At 70.1% G+C, this 15492-nt stretch carries 18 protein-coding genes and 1 pseudogene; 9 read left to right on the forward strand and 10 right to left on the reverse strand.

Annotation, left to right across the window (positions count from 1 at the left end; all coding sequences use genetic code 11):
• Nucleotides 1-142 precede the first annotated feature (142 nt).
• Nucleotides 143-619 carry a nitroreductase family deazaflavin-dependent oxidoreductase gene (locus tag OG709_RS14955; protein ID WP_250301267.1) on the reverse strand — a complete coding sequence of 159 codons (477 nt, stop codon included), beginning with the start codon at nucleotides 617-619 and terminating at the stop codon, nucleotides 143-145.
• Nucleotides 619-1788, reverse strand: coding sequence for an acyl-CoA dehydrogenase family protein (locus OG709_RS14960; protein WP_250301266.1), 1170 nt, complete (start codon nucleotides 1786-1788; stop codon nucleotides 619-621). The genes OG709_RS14955 and OG709_RS14960 overlap by 1 nt, the downstream gene beginning before the upstream one ends.
• A gap of 249 nt (nucleotides 1789-2037) precedes the next feature.
• Between OG709_RS14960 and OG709_RS14965 the strand changes: the two genes are divergently transcribed.
• Nucleotides 2038-3225 (forward strand): thiolase C-terminal domain-containing protein, encoded by a 1188-nt coding sequence (locus OG709_RS14965; RefSeq protein WP_250301265.1) that lies wholly within the window; start codon nucleotides 2038-2040, stop codon nucleotides 3223-3225.
• A gap of 131 nt (nucleotides 3226-3356) precedes the next feature.
• Here OG709_RS14965 and OG709_RS14970 read toward each other — a convergent pair whose 3' ends face one another.
• A complete protein-coding gene (locus tag OG709_RS14970; RefSeq protein WP_250301264.1) occupies nucleotides 3357-4022 on the reverse strand; it encodes a class I SAM-dependent methyltransferase in 666 nt (221 codons plus the stop codon).
• 145 nt (nucleotides 4023-4167) lie between these two features.
• On the opposite strand from OG709_RS14970, the gene OG709_RS14975 reads away from it, so the two are divergent.
• Nucleotides 4168-4755 (forward strand): MarR family transcriptional regulator, encoded by a 588-nt coding sequence (locus tag OG709_RS14975; RefSeq protein ID WP_250301263.1) that lies wholly within the window; start codon nucleotides 4168-4170, stop codon nucleotides 4753-4755.
• An 18-nt stretch (nucleotides 4756-4773) separates the two neighbouring features.
• On the forward strand, nucleotides 4774-5238 hold the full coding sequence (locus OG709_RS14980; RefSeq protein ID WP_250301262.1) for a HEPN domain-containing protein: 465 nt from the start codon (nucleotides 4774-4776) through the stop codon (nucleotides 5236-5238).
• An 18-nt stretch (nucleotides 5239-5256) separates the two neighbouring features.
• On the opposite strand, the pseudogene OG709_RS14985 reads toward OG709_RS14980, so the two are convergent.
• Nucleotides 5257-5385 (reverse strand): annotated as a pseudogene (locus OG709_RS14985) (VOC family protein); the annotation flags it as partial.
• Between OG709_RS14985 and OG709_RS14990 the strand changes: the two are divergent.
• Nucleotides 5342-5515: a hypothetical protein gene (locus tag OG709_RS14990; RefSeq protein ID WP_329169279.1), complete on the forward strand. Its 174-nt coding sequence runs from the start codon at nucleotides 5342-5344 to the stop codon at nucleotides 5513-5515. The pseudogene OG709_RS14985 and the gene OG709_RS14990 sit on opposite strands and share 44 nt — an antisense overlap.
• 205 nt (nucleotides 5516-5720) lie before the next feature.
• Nucleotides 5721-6806, forward strand: a complete 1086-nt coding sequence (locus tag OG709_RS14995) for a DUF4037 domain-containing protein (protein ID WP_329166486.1) — start codon at nucleotides 5721-5723, stop codon at nucleotides 6804-6806.
• 133 nt (nucleotides 6807-6939) lie between these two features.
• Here the strand turns inward: OG709_RS14995 and OG709_RS15000 are convergent, their stop codons facing one another.
• Nucleotides 6940-7455: a hypothetical protein gene (locus OG709_RS15000; RefSeq protein ID WP_329166488.1), complete on the reverse strand. Its 516-nt coding sequence runs from the start codon at nucleotides 7453-7455 to the stop codon at nucleotides 6940-6942.
• A gap of 130 nt (nucleotides 7456-7585) precedes the next feature.
• Between OG709_RS15000 and OG709_RS15005 the strand changes: the two genes are divergently transcribed.
• Together OG709_RS15005 and OG709_RS15010 are read left to right on the forward strand one after the other, a co-directional pair.
• Nucleotides 7586-8698: a patatin-like phospholipase family protein gene (locus OG709_RS15005; protein ID WP_250301257.1), complete on the forward strand. Its 1113-nt coding sequence runs from the start codon at nucleotides 7586-7588 to the stop codon at nucleotides 8696-8698.
• Entirely contained in the window at nucleotides 8634-11015 is a 2382-nt protein-coding gene (locus OG709_RS15010; RefSeq protein ID WP_329166490.1) for a hypothetical protein, read from the forward strand. The genes OG709_RS15005 and OG709_RS15010 overlap by 65 nt, the downstream gene beginning before the upstream one ends.
• Before the next feature lie 83 nt (nucleotides 11016-11098).
• Here OG709_RS15010 and OG709_RS15015 read toward each other — a convergent pair whose 3' ends face one another.
• Nucleotides 11099-11338, reverse strand: a complete 240-nt coding sequence (locus OG709_RS15015) for a DUF397 domain-containing protein (RefSeq protein ID WP_329166491.1) — start codon at nucleotides 11336-11338, stop codon at nucleotides 11099-11101.
• Nucleotides 11335-12171 carry a helix-turn-helix domain-containing protein gene (locus OG709_RS15020; RefSeq protein ID WP_329166492.1) on the reverse strand — a complete coding sequence of 279 codons (837 nt, stop codon included), beginning with the start codon at nucleotides 12169-12171 and terminating at the stop codon, nucleotides 11335-11337. Before OG709_RS15020 ends, OG709_RS15015 begins: the two co-directional genes overlap by 4 nt.
• Nucleotides 12172-12255: 84 nt before the next feature.
• Here OG709_RS15020 and OG709_RS15025 point away from each other — a divergent pair, with 84 nt between their 5' ends.
• Together OG709_RS15025 and OG709_RS15030 are read left to right on the forward strand one after the other, a co-directional pair.
• Nucleotides 12256-12675 carry a hypothetical protein gene (locus OG709_RS15025; RefSeq protein ID WP_250301253.1) on the forward strand — a complete coding sequence of 140 codons (420 nt, stop codon included), beginning with the start codon at nucleotides 12256-12258 and terminating at the stop codon, nucleotides 12673-12675.
• 29 nt (nucleotides 12676-12704) lie between these two features.
• Complete coding sequence (locus OG709_RS15030) at nucleotides 12705-13364, forward strand: pyridoxine/pyridoxamine 5'-phosphate oxidase (RefSeq protein ID WP_250301252.1); 660 nt, start codon at nucleotides 12705-12707, stop codon at nucleotides 13362-13364.
• On the opposite strand, the gene lepB is transcribed toward OG709_RS15030, so the two are convergent.
• The 3 genes from lepB to OG709_RS15045 form a co-directional block, all read right to left on the reverse strand.
• The gene (gene lepB, locus OG709_RS15035) at nucleotides 13313-13993 is read right to left on the reverse strand and encodes a signal peptidase I (RefSeq protein ID WP_250301251.1); all 681 of its coding nucleotides are present in this window, start codon (nucleotides 13991-13993) and stop codon (nucleotides 13313-13315) included. The genes OG709_RS15030 and lepB overlap by 52 nt on opposite strands.
• A gap of 49 nt (nucleotides 13994-14042) precedes the next feature.
• Nucleotides 14043-14639 carry a GNAT family N-acetyltransferase gene (locus tag OG709_RS15040; protein ID WP_250301250.1) on the reverse strand — a complete coding sequence of 199 codons (597 nt, stop codon included), beginning with the start codon at nucleotides 14637-14639 and terminating at the stop codon, nucleotides 14043-14045.
• 186 nt (nucleotides 14640-14825) lie between these two features.
• A complete protein-coding gene (locus OG709_RS15045) occupies nucleotides 14826-15470 on the reverse strand; it encodes a dihydrofolate reductase family protein (RefSeq protein WP_250301249.1) in 645 nt (214 codons plus the stop codon).
• Nucleotides 15471-15492: the final 22 nt, after the last annotated feature.

Genomic DNA, 15492 nt, shown 5'->3' on the forward strand with positions numbered 1-15492 from the left:
CACCCACGGCACGGATACACCCCGCGGGTACCTGCCGGGAGGCACCACACCCACGGCACGGAGACACCCCGCGGGTACCTGCCGGGAGACACCCCGCGGCACGGAAACACCCCGCAGCGCAGAGGCACCCCGCAGCCCCCGTTCAGCCGCGGCGCTCCAGCCTGAACAGCCGGATCTCGCGGTCCACCCGCTCCTGGTACGCGGCGTACGGCGGCCAGAACACCAGCGCCCGGTCCCACACCCGCAGCCGCTCCTCCCCCTGCAGCAACCGCGCTGTGACCTTGATGTCCTGCCCCTTCCAGTTCACCTCGGCCTCCGGGTGCGCCAGCAGGTTCGCCGTCCACGCGGGATGCCCGGGACGCCCGAAGTTCGACCCGACGAGGATCCACGTACCGGTGGCCGTCTCCGGCATGCACGCCAGCGGCGTCACCCGCGGCTGCCCCGACTTCGCACCCGTCGCCGTCAGGATCACCCCCGGCAGCATCTGGGCGCTGAGCAGCACCTTTCCGCGGGTCAGCCGGTGCACCGTGCGGTCCATGACCGGCACGACATGCGGCGCGAACTTCGCGAACGTCCGCGTGGACGAGACTTTCTGGACCAGTCGTTTTCCCGGCAGCATCAGACCGCGACCGCCTCTGGGCCGGTGAACAGCCCCGCACTCTCCGCCGCGTGCGCGCGCAGCCCGTGCACCGGCCCGAACAGCAGCTCGTCGGACGCCGCGCGCTTGAAGTACAGCTGCACCTCGTGCTCCCAGGTGAAGCCGATCCCGCCGTGCAGCTGGATCGCCTCGGAGGCCGCGCTGCGCAGCGCCTCCAGCCCCTGTGCCAGCGCCAGCCCGCCCGCCGTGGGGTCCCAGGAGGCGTAGTACGCGGCCGACCTGGCCGCCTGCACCTGGACGTACAGCCCCGCCAGCCGGTGCTTCACCGCCTGGAACGAACCGATCGCCCGCCCGAACTGCTCGCGCTGCTGGACGTACTCCACGGTCCGCGCCAGCGCCCGGTCCGCCGCGCCGACCGCCTCGGCGGCCAGGACGGCCGCCGCCACGCACCCGGTGCGTGCCAACGCCCCCGGCACATCGGCCTCGTCACTCCCGCCGAGCAACTCCGCCTCTGCGTCCCGAAGTTCGATTCTGGCCTGCGGCCGGGTCGCGTCCAGGGCGGTCTGCCGTACGCGGGACACCCCGGCGGCGTCCGGCCGTACGAGGAAGAGCAGCGTCCGGCTCCGGGCGAACCCCCCGGTGTGCGCGGCCACGAGCAGCAGCCCCGCGCTGTGGCCGTCGATGACCTGCTCGGCCTGCCCGTACAGCCGCCACGCGCCGGACACGGGCCGCGCCTGTACGCCACCGGCCCGGCCGCCGCCCGCCCAGTCGCCCGTGTTGGCACCGACCAGTCCGAGCGCGGCCCCCAGCGGTGCGGCCAGGGTGGCGGTCAGCTCCCCGCAGGCCAGCCGGGGCAGCAGGTCGGCGCGCTGTTCCTCCGTACCGAGTGCGGCGATCAGCGGCGCGGCGAGCGCGGCGGTCGCGAACAGCGGGGACGGCAGCAGCGCCCGCCCGGTCTCCTCGCAGGCGAGCACGAGTTCGGCGGTGCCGCACCCCACTCCCCCGTACTCCGCGGGGATCGCGAGGCCGGGCAGCCCCAGCTGCTCGGCGAGGGCCCCCCAGAGTTCCCGGTCGTACCCGGCAGCGGTGGCCGCCGCGGCCTTGACTTCGTCCGGACCGCATCGCTTGGTGAGCAGTTCGCGCAGGGTACGACGGATCTCGTCCTGCTCCGCGGTGAAGGCGGCATCCATGGGCGGGCCCCTCTCCTGATCTGACGGCGCGTCATACTAGAGCGCGCCGTCCCAGATGCACAGGGTCCGTACACGAGATGCGCCGGGCGGCCGGTGCGCGAGATGCGCCGGGCGGCCGGTGCAGGAGATGTGCCAGGCGGCCGGTCCGCGAGATGCGCCGGGCGGCCGGTGGCGGGATTCACGAGGCGGCCGGTACACGGATCCCGCGGGACCGGCACCACCCACCAAATCTGATGTACCGTCAGATTCATGTCCTCTGTCATATCTGCCCTGCCACGGCGCCGAGTTGCCGTCGCCGGTGTCTCCTTGTCGGACTGCGGCAAGGTCGACGACGCCACCCCCTACGCCCTGCACGCCCAGGCCGCGCGCCGCGCGCTCGCCGACTCGGGACTGAGCCGCGACCTGATCGACGGCTTCGGCTCGGCCGGCCTCGGCACCCTCGCCCCGGTGGAGGTCGCCGAGTACCTGGGCCTGAAACCCACCTGGGTGGACTCCACCGCTGTCGGCGGCTCCACCTGGGAGGTCATGGCGGCCCACGCGGCCGACGCGATCGCCGCGGGCCACGCCAACGCGGTTCTGCTCGTCTACGGTTCGACCGCCCGCGCCGACATCAAGGCCAAGCGCCGCACGTCCAACCTCTCGTTCGGCGCGCGCGGCCCGCTCCAGTTCGAGGTGCCCCACGGCCACTCGCTCATCGCCAAGTACGCGATGGCCGCCCGCCGCCACATGCACGAGTACGGCACCACCCTGGAACAGCTGGCATCGGTGGCCGTCCAGGCACGGGCCAACGCGGCCCACAACCCGGACGCGATGTACCGCACCCCGATCACCGTGGACGAGGTCCTGGCGGGCCCGATGATCGCGGACCCGTTCACCAAGCTGCACTGCTGCATCAGGAGCGACGGCGGCTGCGCGGTCCTGCTGGTCGCCGAGGAGTACGTGGCGGACTGCGCGAAGGCCCCGGTGTGGGTGCTGGGCACGGGCGAACACGTCTCGCACACCACGATGTCCGAGTGGGACGACTTCACGGTCTCCCCGGCGGCGGTGAGCGGTCGGCTGGCCTTCGAACGCGCGGGGGTACGCCCGGCGGACGTGGACCTCGCGGAGATCTACGACGCGTTCACCTATATGACGCTGGTGACGCTGGAGGACCTGGGCTTCTGCGCGAAGGGCGAGGGCGGCGCGTTCGTCGAGAAGGGCCGCCTGCTGCGCGACGGCGACCTCCCGGTGAACACGGACGGCGGCGGCCTCTCGGCCTGCCATCCGGGGATGCGCGGGCTGTTCCTCCTGGTGGAGGCGGTACGCCAGCTCCGCGGCGAGGCGGGCGAGGGCCGCCAGGTCCTGAAGTCGGGCGGACGCCTCCCGGAGATCGCGGTGGCGTCGGGCACGGGCGGCTGGTTCTGCTCGTCGGGGACGGTGGTACTGGGGCGGGGGTGACCCTGCGCGGCGGCCGGAAGGCGGACGCCGGTCGGCGGGCTACGGGGGCCGACCCCCGGCCAGAGGGCCCCGGATTCCGGCCTCCGTTCAAAGGCCCGCGGATTCCGGCCCCCGCCGGGCCAGGGATCCCGTCAACCGGCCACGGACTCCGGTTTGCGGGCCATGAAGGTGGCGTACGTCCGCGTCGCCCCCTCTTCCGGCGCCTCCACCAGCTGCGCGCTGACGGCGAGTCCGGCCCGGCCCAGCAGGTCGGCGATCCGGGCCGGTGGCAGCAGGTGGGACTCGTAGGACACGGGGTGACCGCCGTAGGCCTGCACGGGCCGCCGGACCTCGTCGTTGCCCACATGGCCGGCCAGCATCAGATGGCCACCGGGCACCAGGGTGCGGTGGAACTCGGCGAACACCACCGGCAGCAGTTCCGGCGGCGTGTGGTGAGTGGAGTAGTAGGCGAGGATGCCGCCGAGTCCGTCGTCCTCCAGCTCCAGCGCGGTCATCGAGCCCACGGCGAACCGCAGTTCCGGGTAGGCCTCCCGGGCCAGCTCGACCATCCTCGGTGACACGTCGACACCGAAGGCCGTCACCCCCAGCCCCGCCAGGTGCGCAGTCACCTTCCCCGGACCGCAGCCCAGATCCGCGACCGGCCCCCGGCCGGCGGTCCGCACGAGTTCGGCGAACGCGGCCAGCATCGCGCGCGACACGGGATCGAGCTCGGCGGGATTCTTGACGCGCGCCACGTAGTCGGCGGCGACGGTGTCGTACGACTCGCGGACCGCGGTGAGGTAGGTGGGTTCAGTCACGCCCATGAACCTAGACGCGAGCACTGACAGAGCCCTGAGGGGGATCCACCAGGTACCGGGGGCATGGCGCAGCTGAAGCCACACGGCGTTCTCGGCCGGAAGGCCTTCCGGGCGTTTGCATAACATGCAAGCTAAGCTTCATCTTATGCAAACGCCGGTGTCGCTGCTCCTGCCTCTACTGCGCTCGCAGACACAGGGCGAGCTGCTCGCTCTGCTCTACCTCCACCCGGAGCAGGAGTACTCCCTCTCCGAACTGGCCGCCCAGCTGCAGGTGTCCGTGGCCACGGTCAGCCGCGAGGCCGACCGTCTGGGCGCGGCCGGGCTGATCAAGGAGCGCAGGTACGGCAACATGCGGCTCGTGCGGGCTGCCACCGACACGGTGGTCTCCCGCCCACTGACGGATCTGCTGGCCGCCACCTTCGGCCCGCTGCCCGTACTCGGAGAACTGCTCGCAGAGGTGGCCGGGGTGGCCGAGGCGTACATCTACGGCTCGTGGGCCGCACGCCACGAAGGCGTACCGGGGCCGGTCCCCCGCGACATCGACGTCCTCGTGATCGGCACCGCCGACGAAGACGACCTGGACGACGCCGCGCGGTCCGCGGAATCCCGGCTGGGCCGTGAGGTGAACATCCACCGCGTGTCCCGCCGCAGCTGGGCCGAGACGGACGGCGGCCCCTTTCTGGAGACCGTGCGTACCCAGCCCATGGTCCCGCTCGTTCTCCCCGAGGAGTGAGACCGGGGAGGGTCCGACATGCGGTGGGAACAAGGGCGTTCGGAAATCGACGCCATGCTGAGCAAGGGTGAACTGCAGAAGGTCGCGGCCAGCCGCGAGCAGGCGGACCGCCTCATGGCGCAGGCGGTCAGACACCTCGAAACGGCGCGCGCAGCGGCAGCCAACGATGCGGTGGGGGCCTACCAACTCGTCTACGACGCCGCGCGTAAAGCGCTGTCGGCCACCCTGGAGAACCAGGGGCTCAGGGCCACGAGCAGAGGCGGGCACCTCGCCATCCGCGACGCGGCTCTGGCACAGTTCGAGCCGCCGCTGGGCAAGATCCTGCGCCCCTTCGACCGCATGCGGCGTCGGCGGAACGGGGCCGAGTACCCGGACCGTGACACACCCGAGATCACGGCAGAGGACGTCGAGAACGACCTTCCCAAGGCCGAGCAGATCGTCAAGCTCGGGGCGCGGGTACTCGACCGGATGCGCCCCTACTGATGCCGACGGCCCGCCGCGCTACCCCTTCGGCGCCTGCGAGATGCGCACCATGTTGCCCGAGGGGTCCCGGAACGCGCAGTCGCGTGGGCCCCAGGGCTGGTCCATGGGCTCCTGCAGCACCTCGGCGCCCGAGGCCCGTACCTTCTCGGCCACCGGGCTTCTGATCCTCCAGGTACGGGACGGCCGGATCGTCCATGCCCGCGACTACATGGACAGCCTCGGCACCTACCGCGAACTGGATCAACTGCCTGCGCTGGTCGCCGCTCTCCGTACCTGACAGCTGGGCCGGTGCCTCACGCCACGGCCAGCCAGTACGCAAGGACGGCTTCCCGTGGGCGTGGATCGAGGGCCGGAATTCGGCTTCCGCCCTGTTGACAACGAGACCAGCCTGAAGCGCGGCAGCCCGGTCGCCCACTGGAGCGTCACAAACGCGCTCGATATCGGTTGGCTGCGGGTCGCACGCTTCTGTCAGGCTGGCGGCCATGACACGTGTCTTCCTGCCCGGTCTTGAGCTGGCGCGGCTGTTTCACACCGAGGTCGTCGCCCCCATCCTGAGCACGGCGCTGGGCGGGGTGCCGTATTCGGCAGCGCTGCTCGGCTGGGGCTCCGAAGTGCAGGGTTTCGACACCGCGCGCTCCACCGACCACGCCTGGGGCCCCAGGATGCAGGTGTTCCTCAGCAGCGACGACTTCCGTACGCACGCGGACGCACTCGATGCCCAGCTGGACCGCGAGCTGCCGCAGACGTTCCGCGGATACCCGGTCCGCTTCCCCTTTCCCGACAACGCACCGGCCCGGCACTGGGTGCACGTCAACGACCTTCAGGCCTTCTTCACCGAGCAGCTCGGCGAGGACCCGGCCGTCGGCCTGTCGCCGTCCGGCTGGCTGACGACGCCGACGCAGGTCCTGCGCGAGCTGACCGGGGGCACGGTCTTCCACGACGGGCTCGGCCTGCTGGATTCCTACCGTAAGGAACTCGCCTGGTATCCGGACGACATCTGGCGCTACGTCCTGGCCTCTCAGTGGATGCGCCTGTCACAGGAGGAACCGTTCGTCGGGCGCTGCGGTGAGGTCGGTGACGACCTGGGTTCCGCAGTGGTGGCCGCCCGACAGGTACGCGACCTGATGAAGCTCTGTCTGCTGATGAACCGGGTCTATCCGCCCTACAGCAAATGGCTGGGCACCGCGTTCTCCGAACTTCCGTGCGCTGCGACGCTCAAGCCGCTCCTCTCCGCCGCGCTGGCGGCGCGCAGTTGGCAGGAACGCGAGCGGCATCTGGCCCCGGCCTACGAGATCGCCGCAGGTATGCACAACGACCTGGGCCTGACCGAACCGCTGGAGACAGAACCCCGCTACTTCCACACCCGGCCGTTCCTGGTCATCGACGGCTACCGCTTCACCGATGCCCTGATGGCCACGGTCAACGACCCCCGGGTCAGGGCGCTGCCGCCTGTCGGGGCGATCGACCAGTACATCGACAGCACCGATGTGACCGACCGCAGCCTCGCCGATCGGCGCAGGCAGTACGCCACGGGACCAGTACCGGCCGCGCCCACGCTCGACACGTAAACCACGTACGTCCAGGCACTCGGCGGGCGTCTCCGCGTGGTCGCCGACTTCGGCGACGCCGAGTACACCGTGGCGTGAGCCAGGCCGGAAGCTGCTCCGCGAAGGTCGTCGTCAGAGGCGTCGCGACCTCCGGTCAGCCCCCGACCGCCGCGCCCACCGGCTCGGGGTCGCCGTGCCAGACCCGGCGATAGCCCTCGCGGAGCGGACCACCGACCAGGGCGAGGATCTCCGACGCCGCGTCGATGAGGCGCGCGGGGTCGCCCGACTCGCACAGGTGCAAGTGACCGTCCAACAGGGCGCCCCCACGCGGTTCGTCCGCCTCCAGCACACGGCGCGGCAGCCACTTTCCGCTGCCGGTCCAGGCGCGGTGGTAGCCGCAGAGCAGTTCGGCCGCAGCGTTGAGGACGAACCCGGCCACCGCCAGGCGCTCGATGAGGTCGGTCGCGTCGGTGAGGTCGTCCAGTGCGTCGGTCAGCAGGTACCTCTGGGTTTCCACCGCCTGCGGGTCCAGTGCCGGAGGGCCGTTCCTGAGGTCCGCCTCGGCCAGGGCGCGGGCACGCCCGGCCTCACCATCCGTATCGACCAGCCCACCGACCAGCCCACCGACCAGCGCACCGAAGGGACCGGCGAGGCGGTACCCGGGCGGCACCTCCCGCTCGTTCGCGGATTTCCCTACTGCGAACTGATTTTCGGGGAATCCGTGGCCGGTGGAAGCCGTTTCTGCCAGAGTGCTGATGTGCGGTGGCGGGAGTCCAAGGACCTGATCCTGCGGGGGAACCATGCAGACCGGTGATGCCAAGAGCACGCTCGAATACTGGGATCCGGAGCATCCTGTTCTGGAGATCCTGCGTGCCCGGCGGGATTCCGGGAGCTTACCGGGGCAGCGCGACGACGGTGCGACCGTCGCCCTGGCCGTCGAGGGCGGCGGCATGCGCGGGGTGGTGTCGGCGGCGATGCTGTCCCAACTTGAGGACTACGGCTTCAAGAACGCCTTCGACGTGGTGTACGGCTGCTCCTCCGGCGGCATCAACGGAGCCTACTTCCTGGCCGGGGAGACCTGGTATCCGCTCTCGATCTACTACGACGACCTGACGACCAAGCAGTTCGTCGACTTCTCCCGCGCTCTGCGCCGCCGCCCGATCCTGGACCTGGGCTACTCCTTCGACCGCATCATGGAACGCGTCAAGCCACTGGACTACGAGGCGGTCATCGCCTCTCCGATAAGGCTGGCTGTTCCGATCACCGATGTGGATGCCCTGGAGACCGTCGTCCTGCGGGAGTTCTCCTCCGCACAGGACCTCAAGTCCGCGCTGCGCGCGTCCGCCTGGCTGCCCATCGCCGTTCCCGGCACCGCGCGGACACCGGACGGACGACGCGCCGTCGACGGAGGGGTGCTCACGGCGCTGCCGTTCCGGCTGGCGGTCGACGACGGCTGCACGCACATCCTGTCCCTCAGTACGCGGCCGATGCGTCCGAGCGGTACCGGGCTCTCCTTGCTGCACCGCTACACCTACCTGCACCTTGAGCGCATGCGCCGTGGCCTCGGCAGCGGCTACCTGGCAGCGATCCGCCAGAAGCACCGGGACCAGGAATGGCTGCGCCGGATGCGCACCGCACCCGAGGCCGGCACCCCGTACGTCCTCGATCTGGCGCCGCTGCCCTGGATGCCCGAACTCAAGCGCCACGAACTGGACCAGCACGAAATCCTGGAGAGCGCGCGGATGGCGTACGAGACGGCGTTCTGCGCCACCGAAGGCAGGCCACCCGAGCTGATTCGCCGGGGGAGCATACGGGCCATGCCGAGACTGATGGTGGTGGAGAGCGCGGATGGAGAGCCAAGGCGCGACGCTGGATCTGCTGGTAGCGGCACTTCGCGAGCTGGCGGGGTATAGCGAACGGCGTCTGGCTCCCCTGCGGACCCTGTTGGAGCTGGACACGGACGGCCGGCCGGAGACCGCTAGGCAGCGGACCCGCCGCCTCAAGTTGTGGCGGCGGCTGCTCCAGGACATATCGCTGGACGAGGTCTCCTTCGACGGCCGGTTCGGACTCGGCAGCAGACGGGCGACCCTCGCGAGCCTGGTCCCCTGGTGCCTCGGCTACCTCGCGCCGAGCAGGCGGCGCCAGGCGGGGCCGGACGCGCTGTTCGGGTTCGTCGGCCTGTTCCTGCTGACCCTGCTCGGCCTCGCGGAGTCCGAGGCCCAGCGCTCGCTCCCGCAGTCTTCGGCGCCCCCCGGCGGCAGTGGTCAGGCGCTGACTCATGACTGCGGCAGCATCTGCGGCGTGCTCATCGCCGAGGACGCGGTCGCGGAAGCCGTCAGCGCCGTCTACAGCCCGCAGCCGGTCACCGGCCGCCGACGGGCCGACGCGAACCTGGATCCCGCCGAGCGCGAATGGCGGGCCCTGGACCGGAAGTTACGGTTCCACCGGCACGGCACCACGTCCATGATCCTGCGCGGAAACACAGCGAGTTCCGTTCATGGAACCCGGCCGGAATTCGCTCTCAAGCTCATCCTCTATCCGTTCACCCGGATCAGCACCCTCGCGCATGCCACGCGCACGTACGCGGAGACGTACGGCACTTCGAGCACCGCTTCACAGCACCTGGTGCGCGTCTGGGCCAGCTTCGACAGCTGGATCCTGATGGACTTCATCAAGGGCAAGACGCTCGCCGAGGTCGTCCGCGAGGAGTCGGAACAGGAATCATCCGCAGGGCAGGTACCCACGCTCCGGCTCGACAGGCTCAGAACAAAGGGGCTGCTGCTCTTCGAGGCGATGGAGGAGCTCCAGCGCATCGCGGAGGACAGTCCGGAGCACAGTCGGGTCAAGGGCCTCCACGCGGACCTCTCGCCGTCCAACATCATCGTGTCCGACGCCGACGGCACCTTCAAACTCATCGACCTCGGCCGGAACTACCTCTACACCCACACCATCACGGGGACGACGGGTGCCGAGTCCTGTTACGTCGCGCCGGAAGCGAAGGCCGGGGACAACGAGATCGGCCGGGCCGACCTCTACTCGCTCGGCCAGCTGCTGATCCTCTTCGGCAGCGGACGAGCAGGCACCGACGGCGTGGTGCCGGACATCTTCTACATGCGCGCCACGCCGCTCGCGCGTTTCATCGAGGATCTGATCGATGCCGACCCGGCGCGCAGACTGCTCATCTTCTCCACCGGACCCGGGACCGGACCCGAGCCGGCATTCTCCTTCGCGGAGCTGAAGAGCGGCTTCCTGACGGAGCTCGACATGGTGCAGGCCGCCGAGCGGGACGAGACCGTTCTGCGGGTCGAGGCCGGTTGGCGGGCGCTGCCCAAGCTGCTGCGCCCGCTGGCCGGGGATCCGGGCCGGGAATGGCGGCTGTGGCAGATGCGGAGGCGACAGGGCGACCGCCCGGACGCACACCGCAGCCAGTTCACCAACTGGCTGCTCTTCTGGTCCCTGCTGTCGGCGCTGATCTGGGCAGTGACGAACACCGTCGTCCTCACCTGGATCCTGCGGGACCTGGACCTCTCCTGGGGAAACTCACTGGTCGACCTGGTGCAGCACGCCAGCCACAACCCCACGGGCCTGCCGATCGTCGACTCCTGGCGGGCGAGCGACTACCGGGTGCCCGACTGGCGGGCGAACCTGCCTGCCCGGATCGTCGGGCTCTCCTACGCGATCGCGGCGCCCAAGTACTACCAGATGCTGTTCTCCGGCCTCACGCCCATCGTGATCGGATGGAGAGCCGGTGCGCTCAGCCGCCTTGCCCTGGCAACGGAGACGATCATGCGGATCATGGCCGTCGCGCCGTGCATGCTCGTGCTGGCGATCACCCTGGTCGAGCCACGCTGGTGGCCGATCAACTCCGCGATCGGGCAGTGCCTGACCTGGCTCGCGAACTTCCTGACCCTGGCCTACATCCGCGCGGTCATCGCCCGTTCACGACACCTCGGGCTCAGCACGGTCCCCTCCGACGACAGCAAGATCACCGGCCTGTCCCAGTTCACCCAGTGGGTGCCGACCTCGCTCTTCTACGCCACGGCCGTACTGACCATCGGCACTTTTCTCTACCTGCAACTCCTGCACGACACCTACGTGTACGCGCTCGCCGTCGCCTCGACCAACGTCTTCCTGTTCTACGTGATCAAGTGCGGCATCGGCGGACCGACGATCCGGGTGGCGATCGTCCGCACCTGCCTGGCCGCCGAACGCGTCGGCCGGTGCTCGTAGCCCGCTGTCCCGCACGGGCGGCTTCTCCGTACCTCGTGTGTCGCCGTCGACGGTACGGAGATCGCCGCCCTGCTTCGATGCGGTCAGCCGGGGAGCTGCTCCACGAAGGTCGTCCAGGCCGCCGGGGCGACCGTGAAGGTCGGGCCGTCGGGGACCTTGGAGTCGCGGATGTGGATGGCGTGGGGGTGGGCTGCCACCTCTACGCAGGCACCGCCCTCGTTGTTGCTGTAGCTCGACTTGCGCCAGTCGTAGGAGACTTCGAGGCAGTCACCGCCCTCGTTGTTGCTGTAGCTGCTCTTGAACCACGTGAGTTCGGTGCTCATAGCCGATCTGCCATCCTCTCGATCAGTTCTGCGGACTCCCAGGGCGTGAGCGCCTGGGCCCGCAGCTTCCCGAAGCGGTCGATGAGCTGGTTGACCTGCTGCGGCTTGGAGATCAACGTACCTCCGGCATGAACCTCTTCGTAGGCCCAATTGCGGCCGTCCGGCGTGCTGATCAACTTGATCGGACCGTTCAGGCCCGCATGCGCAGGCCTCGCCGTAGGCATCACCTGCACCATCAGATGGTGCATCGTCTGCATGCACTTCAGCATGTGCAGCATCTGGTTCCGCAGCACCGTCCGCCCGCCGATCGGCCGCTCAAGTACCGACTCCTCGATGACGTACGAGACGATCGGCAGCGGGTCCCGCATCAGCACCGCCTGTCGTTCCAGCCGCGCCTCGACGTGCTTCTCGATCTCCGCCTCGGAGAACTGCGGGACGCGCTCCTCGTACAGCGCCTGGATGTACTCCTCGGTCTGCAACAGACCCGGGAAGAACATGTTCTCGTACGCGCTGATGCTGGACGCGATCTTCTCCAGCCGTACCCACCCCACGAACGTGCGCGGGTACTTCTCGTCCTCCATCAGCGGGATGCAGGACTTGAGCGCGCCCCGCGCGTCCAGTACCCCGTCCGCGTCGTGCAGGAAGCTCGTCGTCGGGATGCGCTCGCCCCGTTCGTACGCCCCGGCCAGGGACTCCGAGATGAGCAGGCGTTCGCCCACGTCCTGCCGGGTCAGGCCCGCCCGGGAGCGGAAGTTCCTGATCAGGTCCCCTACGTGCCGCCTCGCCGGGGACGGCTGGGCCGCGTTCACTTCACTCGGCTTGCTGGTTGCCACAAGATCATCCTGCCTTTCCACATCGTCCCGATGTGCACCGGATTCCTCTGGTCACGCTACGCAATCGGCCCGATGCTCGTAGCCATGACGACGGAAAATCTCCCCGATTGGGTACCGGCCACGGGCCACCAACTCCGACTGACCGGGGTGCACTTCGATGCCATCCGGGTCCGGGGTGTGCGCGGTGAGGCCGTACTGCACCATCTCGCCACGCTCACCGACGGGTTCCCGGGGCCCGTCGTGCGGGAGATCGCCGGGGGCCGGTGGACGTACTTCCTGATTCCGCCGGGGTCCTCGCACGAGTTCGACTGGCCGCCGGGGGTGACCTGTTACGGGCCGTCCGCGCGGGATCAGTACATCGGGATCCCGGCGCCGGACGGCAACACGTATCCGCTCCAGTGGCGGTGCGATCCGCCGGTGGAGGGGACGTTCGTCGATCCGGAGCTGCTGCACGGGGTGATCACGGCGCAGCTCTGCCGCGATCCGGAGGAGACCATGAGGTGACCGGGGCCCGGCATGGCCACAATGTCCGTATGGACGACTTCACCGAGTTCCTGCACACCCTGCGCGTCTGGGACCTGCCCGAACTTCCGCAGTTCGACCCGGACTCGGCCCCCGACGCGCCGCTCCCCCTCTTCCGGGAGTGGCTGCGCTCCGCCGCCGCTGCCGGGCAGCCCGAGCCGCACACCATGACGCTCGCCACCGTCGATGCCGAGGGGTGTCCCGACGTACGGACCCTGATGCTGCACGGGGCGGACGAGCGCGGCTGGCACTTCGCCTCGCACTCCGGCAGCGCGAAGGGGCGCCAGCTCGCCGAGCGGCCCGCTGCCGCGCTCGGGTTCTACTGGGCGGCGCAGGCCCGGCAGGTGCGGGTGCGCGGGCCGGTGACGGCGGCGCCGTCGGCGGAGGGACAGGCCGATCTGCACGGGCGGTCGACGGGGGCGCTGGCCGCCGCGCTGACCGGGCGGATGAGTGAGGTGCTGGGCTCGCTCGGCGAGTTGGAGCGGGCCTCGGCCGCGGCGTGGGAGCGGGCGCAGGCCGAGCCGGAGGCGCCGGTGCCGTCCTGGACGCGGTACGTACTGGACCCGGTCGAGGTCGAGTTCTTCCAGGGCGACGCCCGGCGGCGTCATGTGCGGCTGCGTTACCGGCGTACGAAGGGGCGCAGCTGGGGGCGGGAGCTGCTCTGGCCGTAGGGCACCACGGCGGCCAGGTGCCGGCGGCGGACCACCCGGCCCGCGAGTCCGAACCCGGCGCCCGCGAGGGCGAGGAGCGTGCCGCCGAGGGCGCTCCCGCCCAGCAGCAGCGTCATGGCGGGGTTGTCGATGGTCCGGCCGCGCACCACCCGTACGGAGAGGGTTCCCGACTGGTCGGCCAGGAAGAAGCGGGAGTCCATCGAGTCGGCACGGTTGTCGCCGAGGGTGAACATCCGGCCCTTCGGGACCTGTACGTCGTAGGCGGGCGACGTGCCCTGGTTCCCGCCGTCGAGGTACGGCTCGACCAGTGCCGAGCCGTTGAGCAGGAGCTGGGTCCCGTCGAAGACGAGGTGGTCGCCGCCGAGCGCGATGACGCGTTGCAGTACGTCGGCGCCGTCGTAGCGGTCGGAGGTGCGGTAGATGACCATCTCACCGTGGTGCAGTCCGTTGCCGTTGCTCTTCTCGACGGCCACCCGGTCCCCCTTGCGGAAGGTCGGTGCCATCGAGTCGGTCGACATGGTGACCGACTCGTACCCCCGGAATCCCCAGTAGGCGGCGACGGCCAGAAGTACGACACCGATTCCGCCCAGCACCCACCCAGTGACCGTCAGCGCGCGTCCCTCGCCCATTTCCGGACCCCCTTCGTCATCTGTTCCTGCGTCCTCGACCGGTGGAGCGTTACGCTCCGGGGCGAGGTGGGCACGGCTGGTCGACTTCCGGATACGCGTCCGAGGCCAGCCGGGCATGCAGATGCTGGTCGCGGTAGGTGCCGATCCGCTGGGCCTGGTGCATGGCCCCGCGCCGGGTTCCCTCGTACAGATAGCCGCAGCGCTCCGCGACCCGGCAGGACCCGGCGTTCTCCAGGGCGTGGCCCAGCTCGATGCGGTGGAGGTTCTCCTGCTCGAAGGCCCAACGGCTGCACAGCTCCAGCGCGCGGGTGGCGATGCCCCGGCGGCGGCGCTCCGGCAGCACCCAGTAGCCGACGCCCGAGCGGCGCATATGACGGTCGATGCGGGTGATCCCCACGCCCCCGACGACCGCTCCGTCCTCCAGGACGGCGAACTGCGCGAGCTCGTCGCGGCGCCAGGCCTCGGCCCGCCTCTCGATCGCGGCGCGGGCGGATTCGAGATCGGTGACAGGGCGCCGGACGGTGTTCCAGCGCCGGAACTCGGGGTCGGTGACACCACGCAGCAGCACGGCGGCATCGGCCACGTCCCAGGGGCGCAGGCCGAGGCCGAGTCCGTACACCTCCGGCTGGTTCCGCATGTCGGTCATACGGCTATTGAACACGCGGGGGCGGTGGGGGTCCGCCGAGGGGGCGGGTGTTCAGGCTTTGCGGATGTCTCCCGGATGTCTCCCGGATGTCTCCCGGATGTTCGACTCCGGGATCCGCCCACGTCGTGGATGCGCGGGGTCGGCAACCAGCAGCTGACCCCGCTCACCCCCGAGTGGGACCGTGCGTCACTTCCGCCAGAACAGGTGGTGCGACATACCACTCGGGCTGGCCACGACCTCGAGGTGGAACCGGTCGAGCAGCTCGTCGGGTGACTCCCAGAGGTGCACTCCGGACCCGAGCTCCACCGGCGAGACCGCCACGTGCATGGTGTCGACGAGGTCGGCGTCCAGGAACTCCCGGATGGTGGTGACGCCGCCGCCGAGTCGGACGTCCTTGCCCTGCGCCGCCTCCCGCGCCTGTTCGAGGACGGTGGCCGGGTCGCCGTCGACGAAGTGGAACGTGGTGTCGGAGAGCGAGAACGAAGGCCGCTCGTGGTGGGTCATGACGAACACCGGGGTGTGGAACGGCGGCTCGTCGCCCCACCAGCCGAGCCAGTCGTGGTCCTGCCAGGGCCCGCGCTGGGGTCCGAACTTGTTGCGGCCCATGATCTCGGCGCCGATGTTGCGGGTGAAGTCCCGAGTGAAGTAGTCGTCGATGCCGCGGCTCCCGCCGGAGTCGGTGCGCATGGGCCAGCTGGCTGTGGCGCCGGCCCAGGAGAACAGCCTCTCGGGATCGACATGCCCGAACGGCCTCTCAAGGGTCTGGTCCTCACCGGCACCGATCCCGTCACTGGAGACGGTGATGTTCTGGACTCTCAGTAGCTGAGCCACGTGTTCCTCCTGTGTTGTCGAC

This window comes from Streptomyces sp. NBC_01267 (assembly GCF_036241575.1).
Classification (GTDB): domain Bacteria; phylum Actinomycetota; class Actinomycetes; order Streptomycetales; family Streptomycetaceae; genus Streptomyces.

Excerpts from the sequence above, each read along its gene's own strand:
- OG709_RS14990 (WP_329169279.1), top strand. The coding sequence starts at position 5,342 with ATGGGCTCCTGCAGCACCTCGGCGCCCGAGGCCCGTACCTTCTCGGCC.
- OG709_RS14965 (WP_250301265.1), top strand. The coding sequence starts at position 2,038 with ATGTCCTCTGTCATATCTGCCCTGCCACGGCGCCGAGTTGCCGTCGCC.
- OG709_RS14975 (WP_250301263.1), top strand. The coding sequence starts at position 4,168 with ATGCAAACGCCGGTGTCGCTGCTCCTGCCTCTACTGCGCTCGCAGACA.
- OG709_RS14995 (WP_329166486.1), top strand. The coding sequence starts at position 5,721 with ATGACACGTGTCTTCCTGCCCGGTCTTGAGCTGGCGCGGCTGTTTCAC.
- OG709_RS14955 (WP_250301267.1), bottom strand. The coding sequence starts at position 619 with ATGCTGCCGGGAAAACGACTGGTCCAGAAAGTCTCGTCCACGCGGACG.
- OG709_RS15010 (WP_329166490.1), top strand. The coding sequence starts at position 8,634 with ATGGAGAGCCAAGGCGCGACGCTGGATCTGCTGGTAGCGGCACTTCGC.
- OG709_RS15030 (WP_250301252.1), top strand. The coding sequence starts at position 12,705 with ATGGACGACTTCACCGAGTTCCTGCACACCCTGCGCGTCTGGGACCTG.
- OG709_RS15005 (WP_250301257.1), top strand. The coding sequence starts at position 7,586 with ATGCAGACCGGTGATGCCAAGAGCACGCTCGAATACTGGGATCCGGAG.
- OG709_RS15040 (WP_250301250.1), bottom strand. The coding sequence starts at position 14,639 with ATGACCGACATGCGGAACCAGCCGGAGGTGTACGGACTCGGCCTCGGC.
- OG709_RS14980 (WP_250301262.1), top strand. The coding sequence starts at position 4,774 with ATGCGGTGGGAACAAGGGCGTTCGGAAATCGACGCCATGCTGAGCAAG.
- OG709_RS14960 (WP_250301266.1), bottom strand. The coding sequence starts at position 1,788 with ATGGATGCCGCCTTCACCGCGGAGCAGGACGAGATCCGTCGTACCCTG.
- lepB (WP_250301251.1), bottom strand. The coding sequence starts at position 13,993 with ATGGGCGAGGGACGCGCGCTGACGGTCACTGGGTGGGTGCTGGGCGGA.
- OG709_RS15025 (WP_250301253.1), top strand. The coding sequence starts at position 12,256 with ATGACGACGGAAAATCTCCCCGATTGGGTACCGGCCACGGGCCACCAA.
- OG709_RS15015 (WP_329166491.1), bottom strand. The coding sequence starts at position 11,338 with ATGAGCACCGAACTCACGTGGTTCAAGAGCAGCTACAGCAACAACGAG.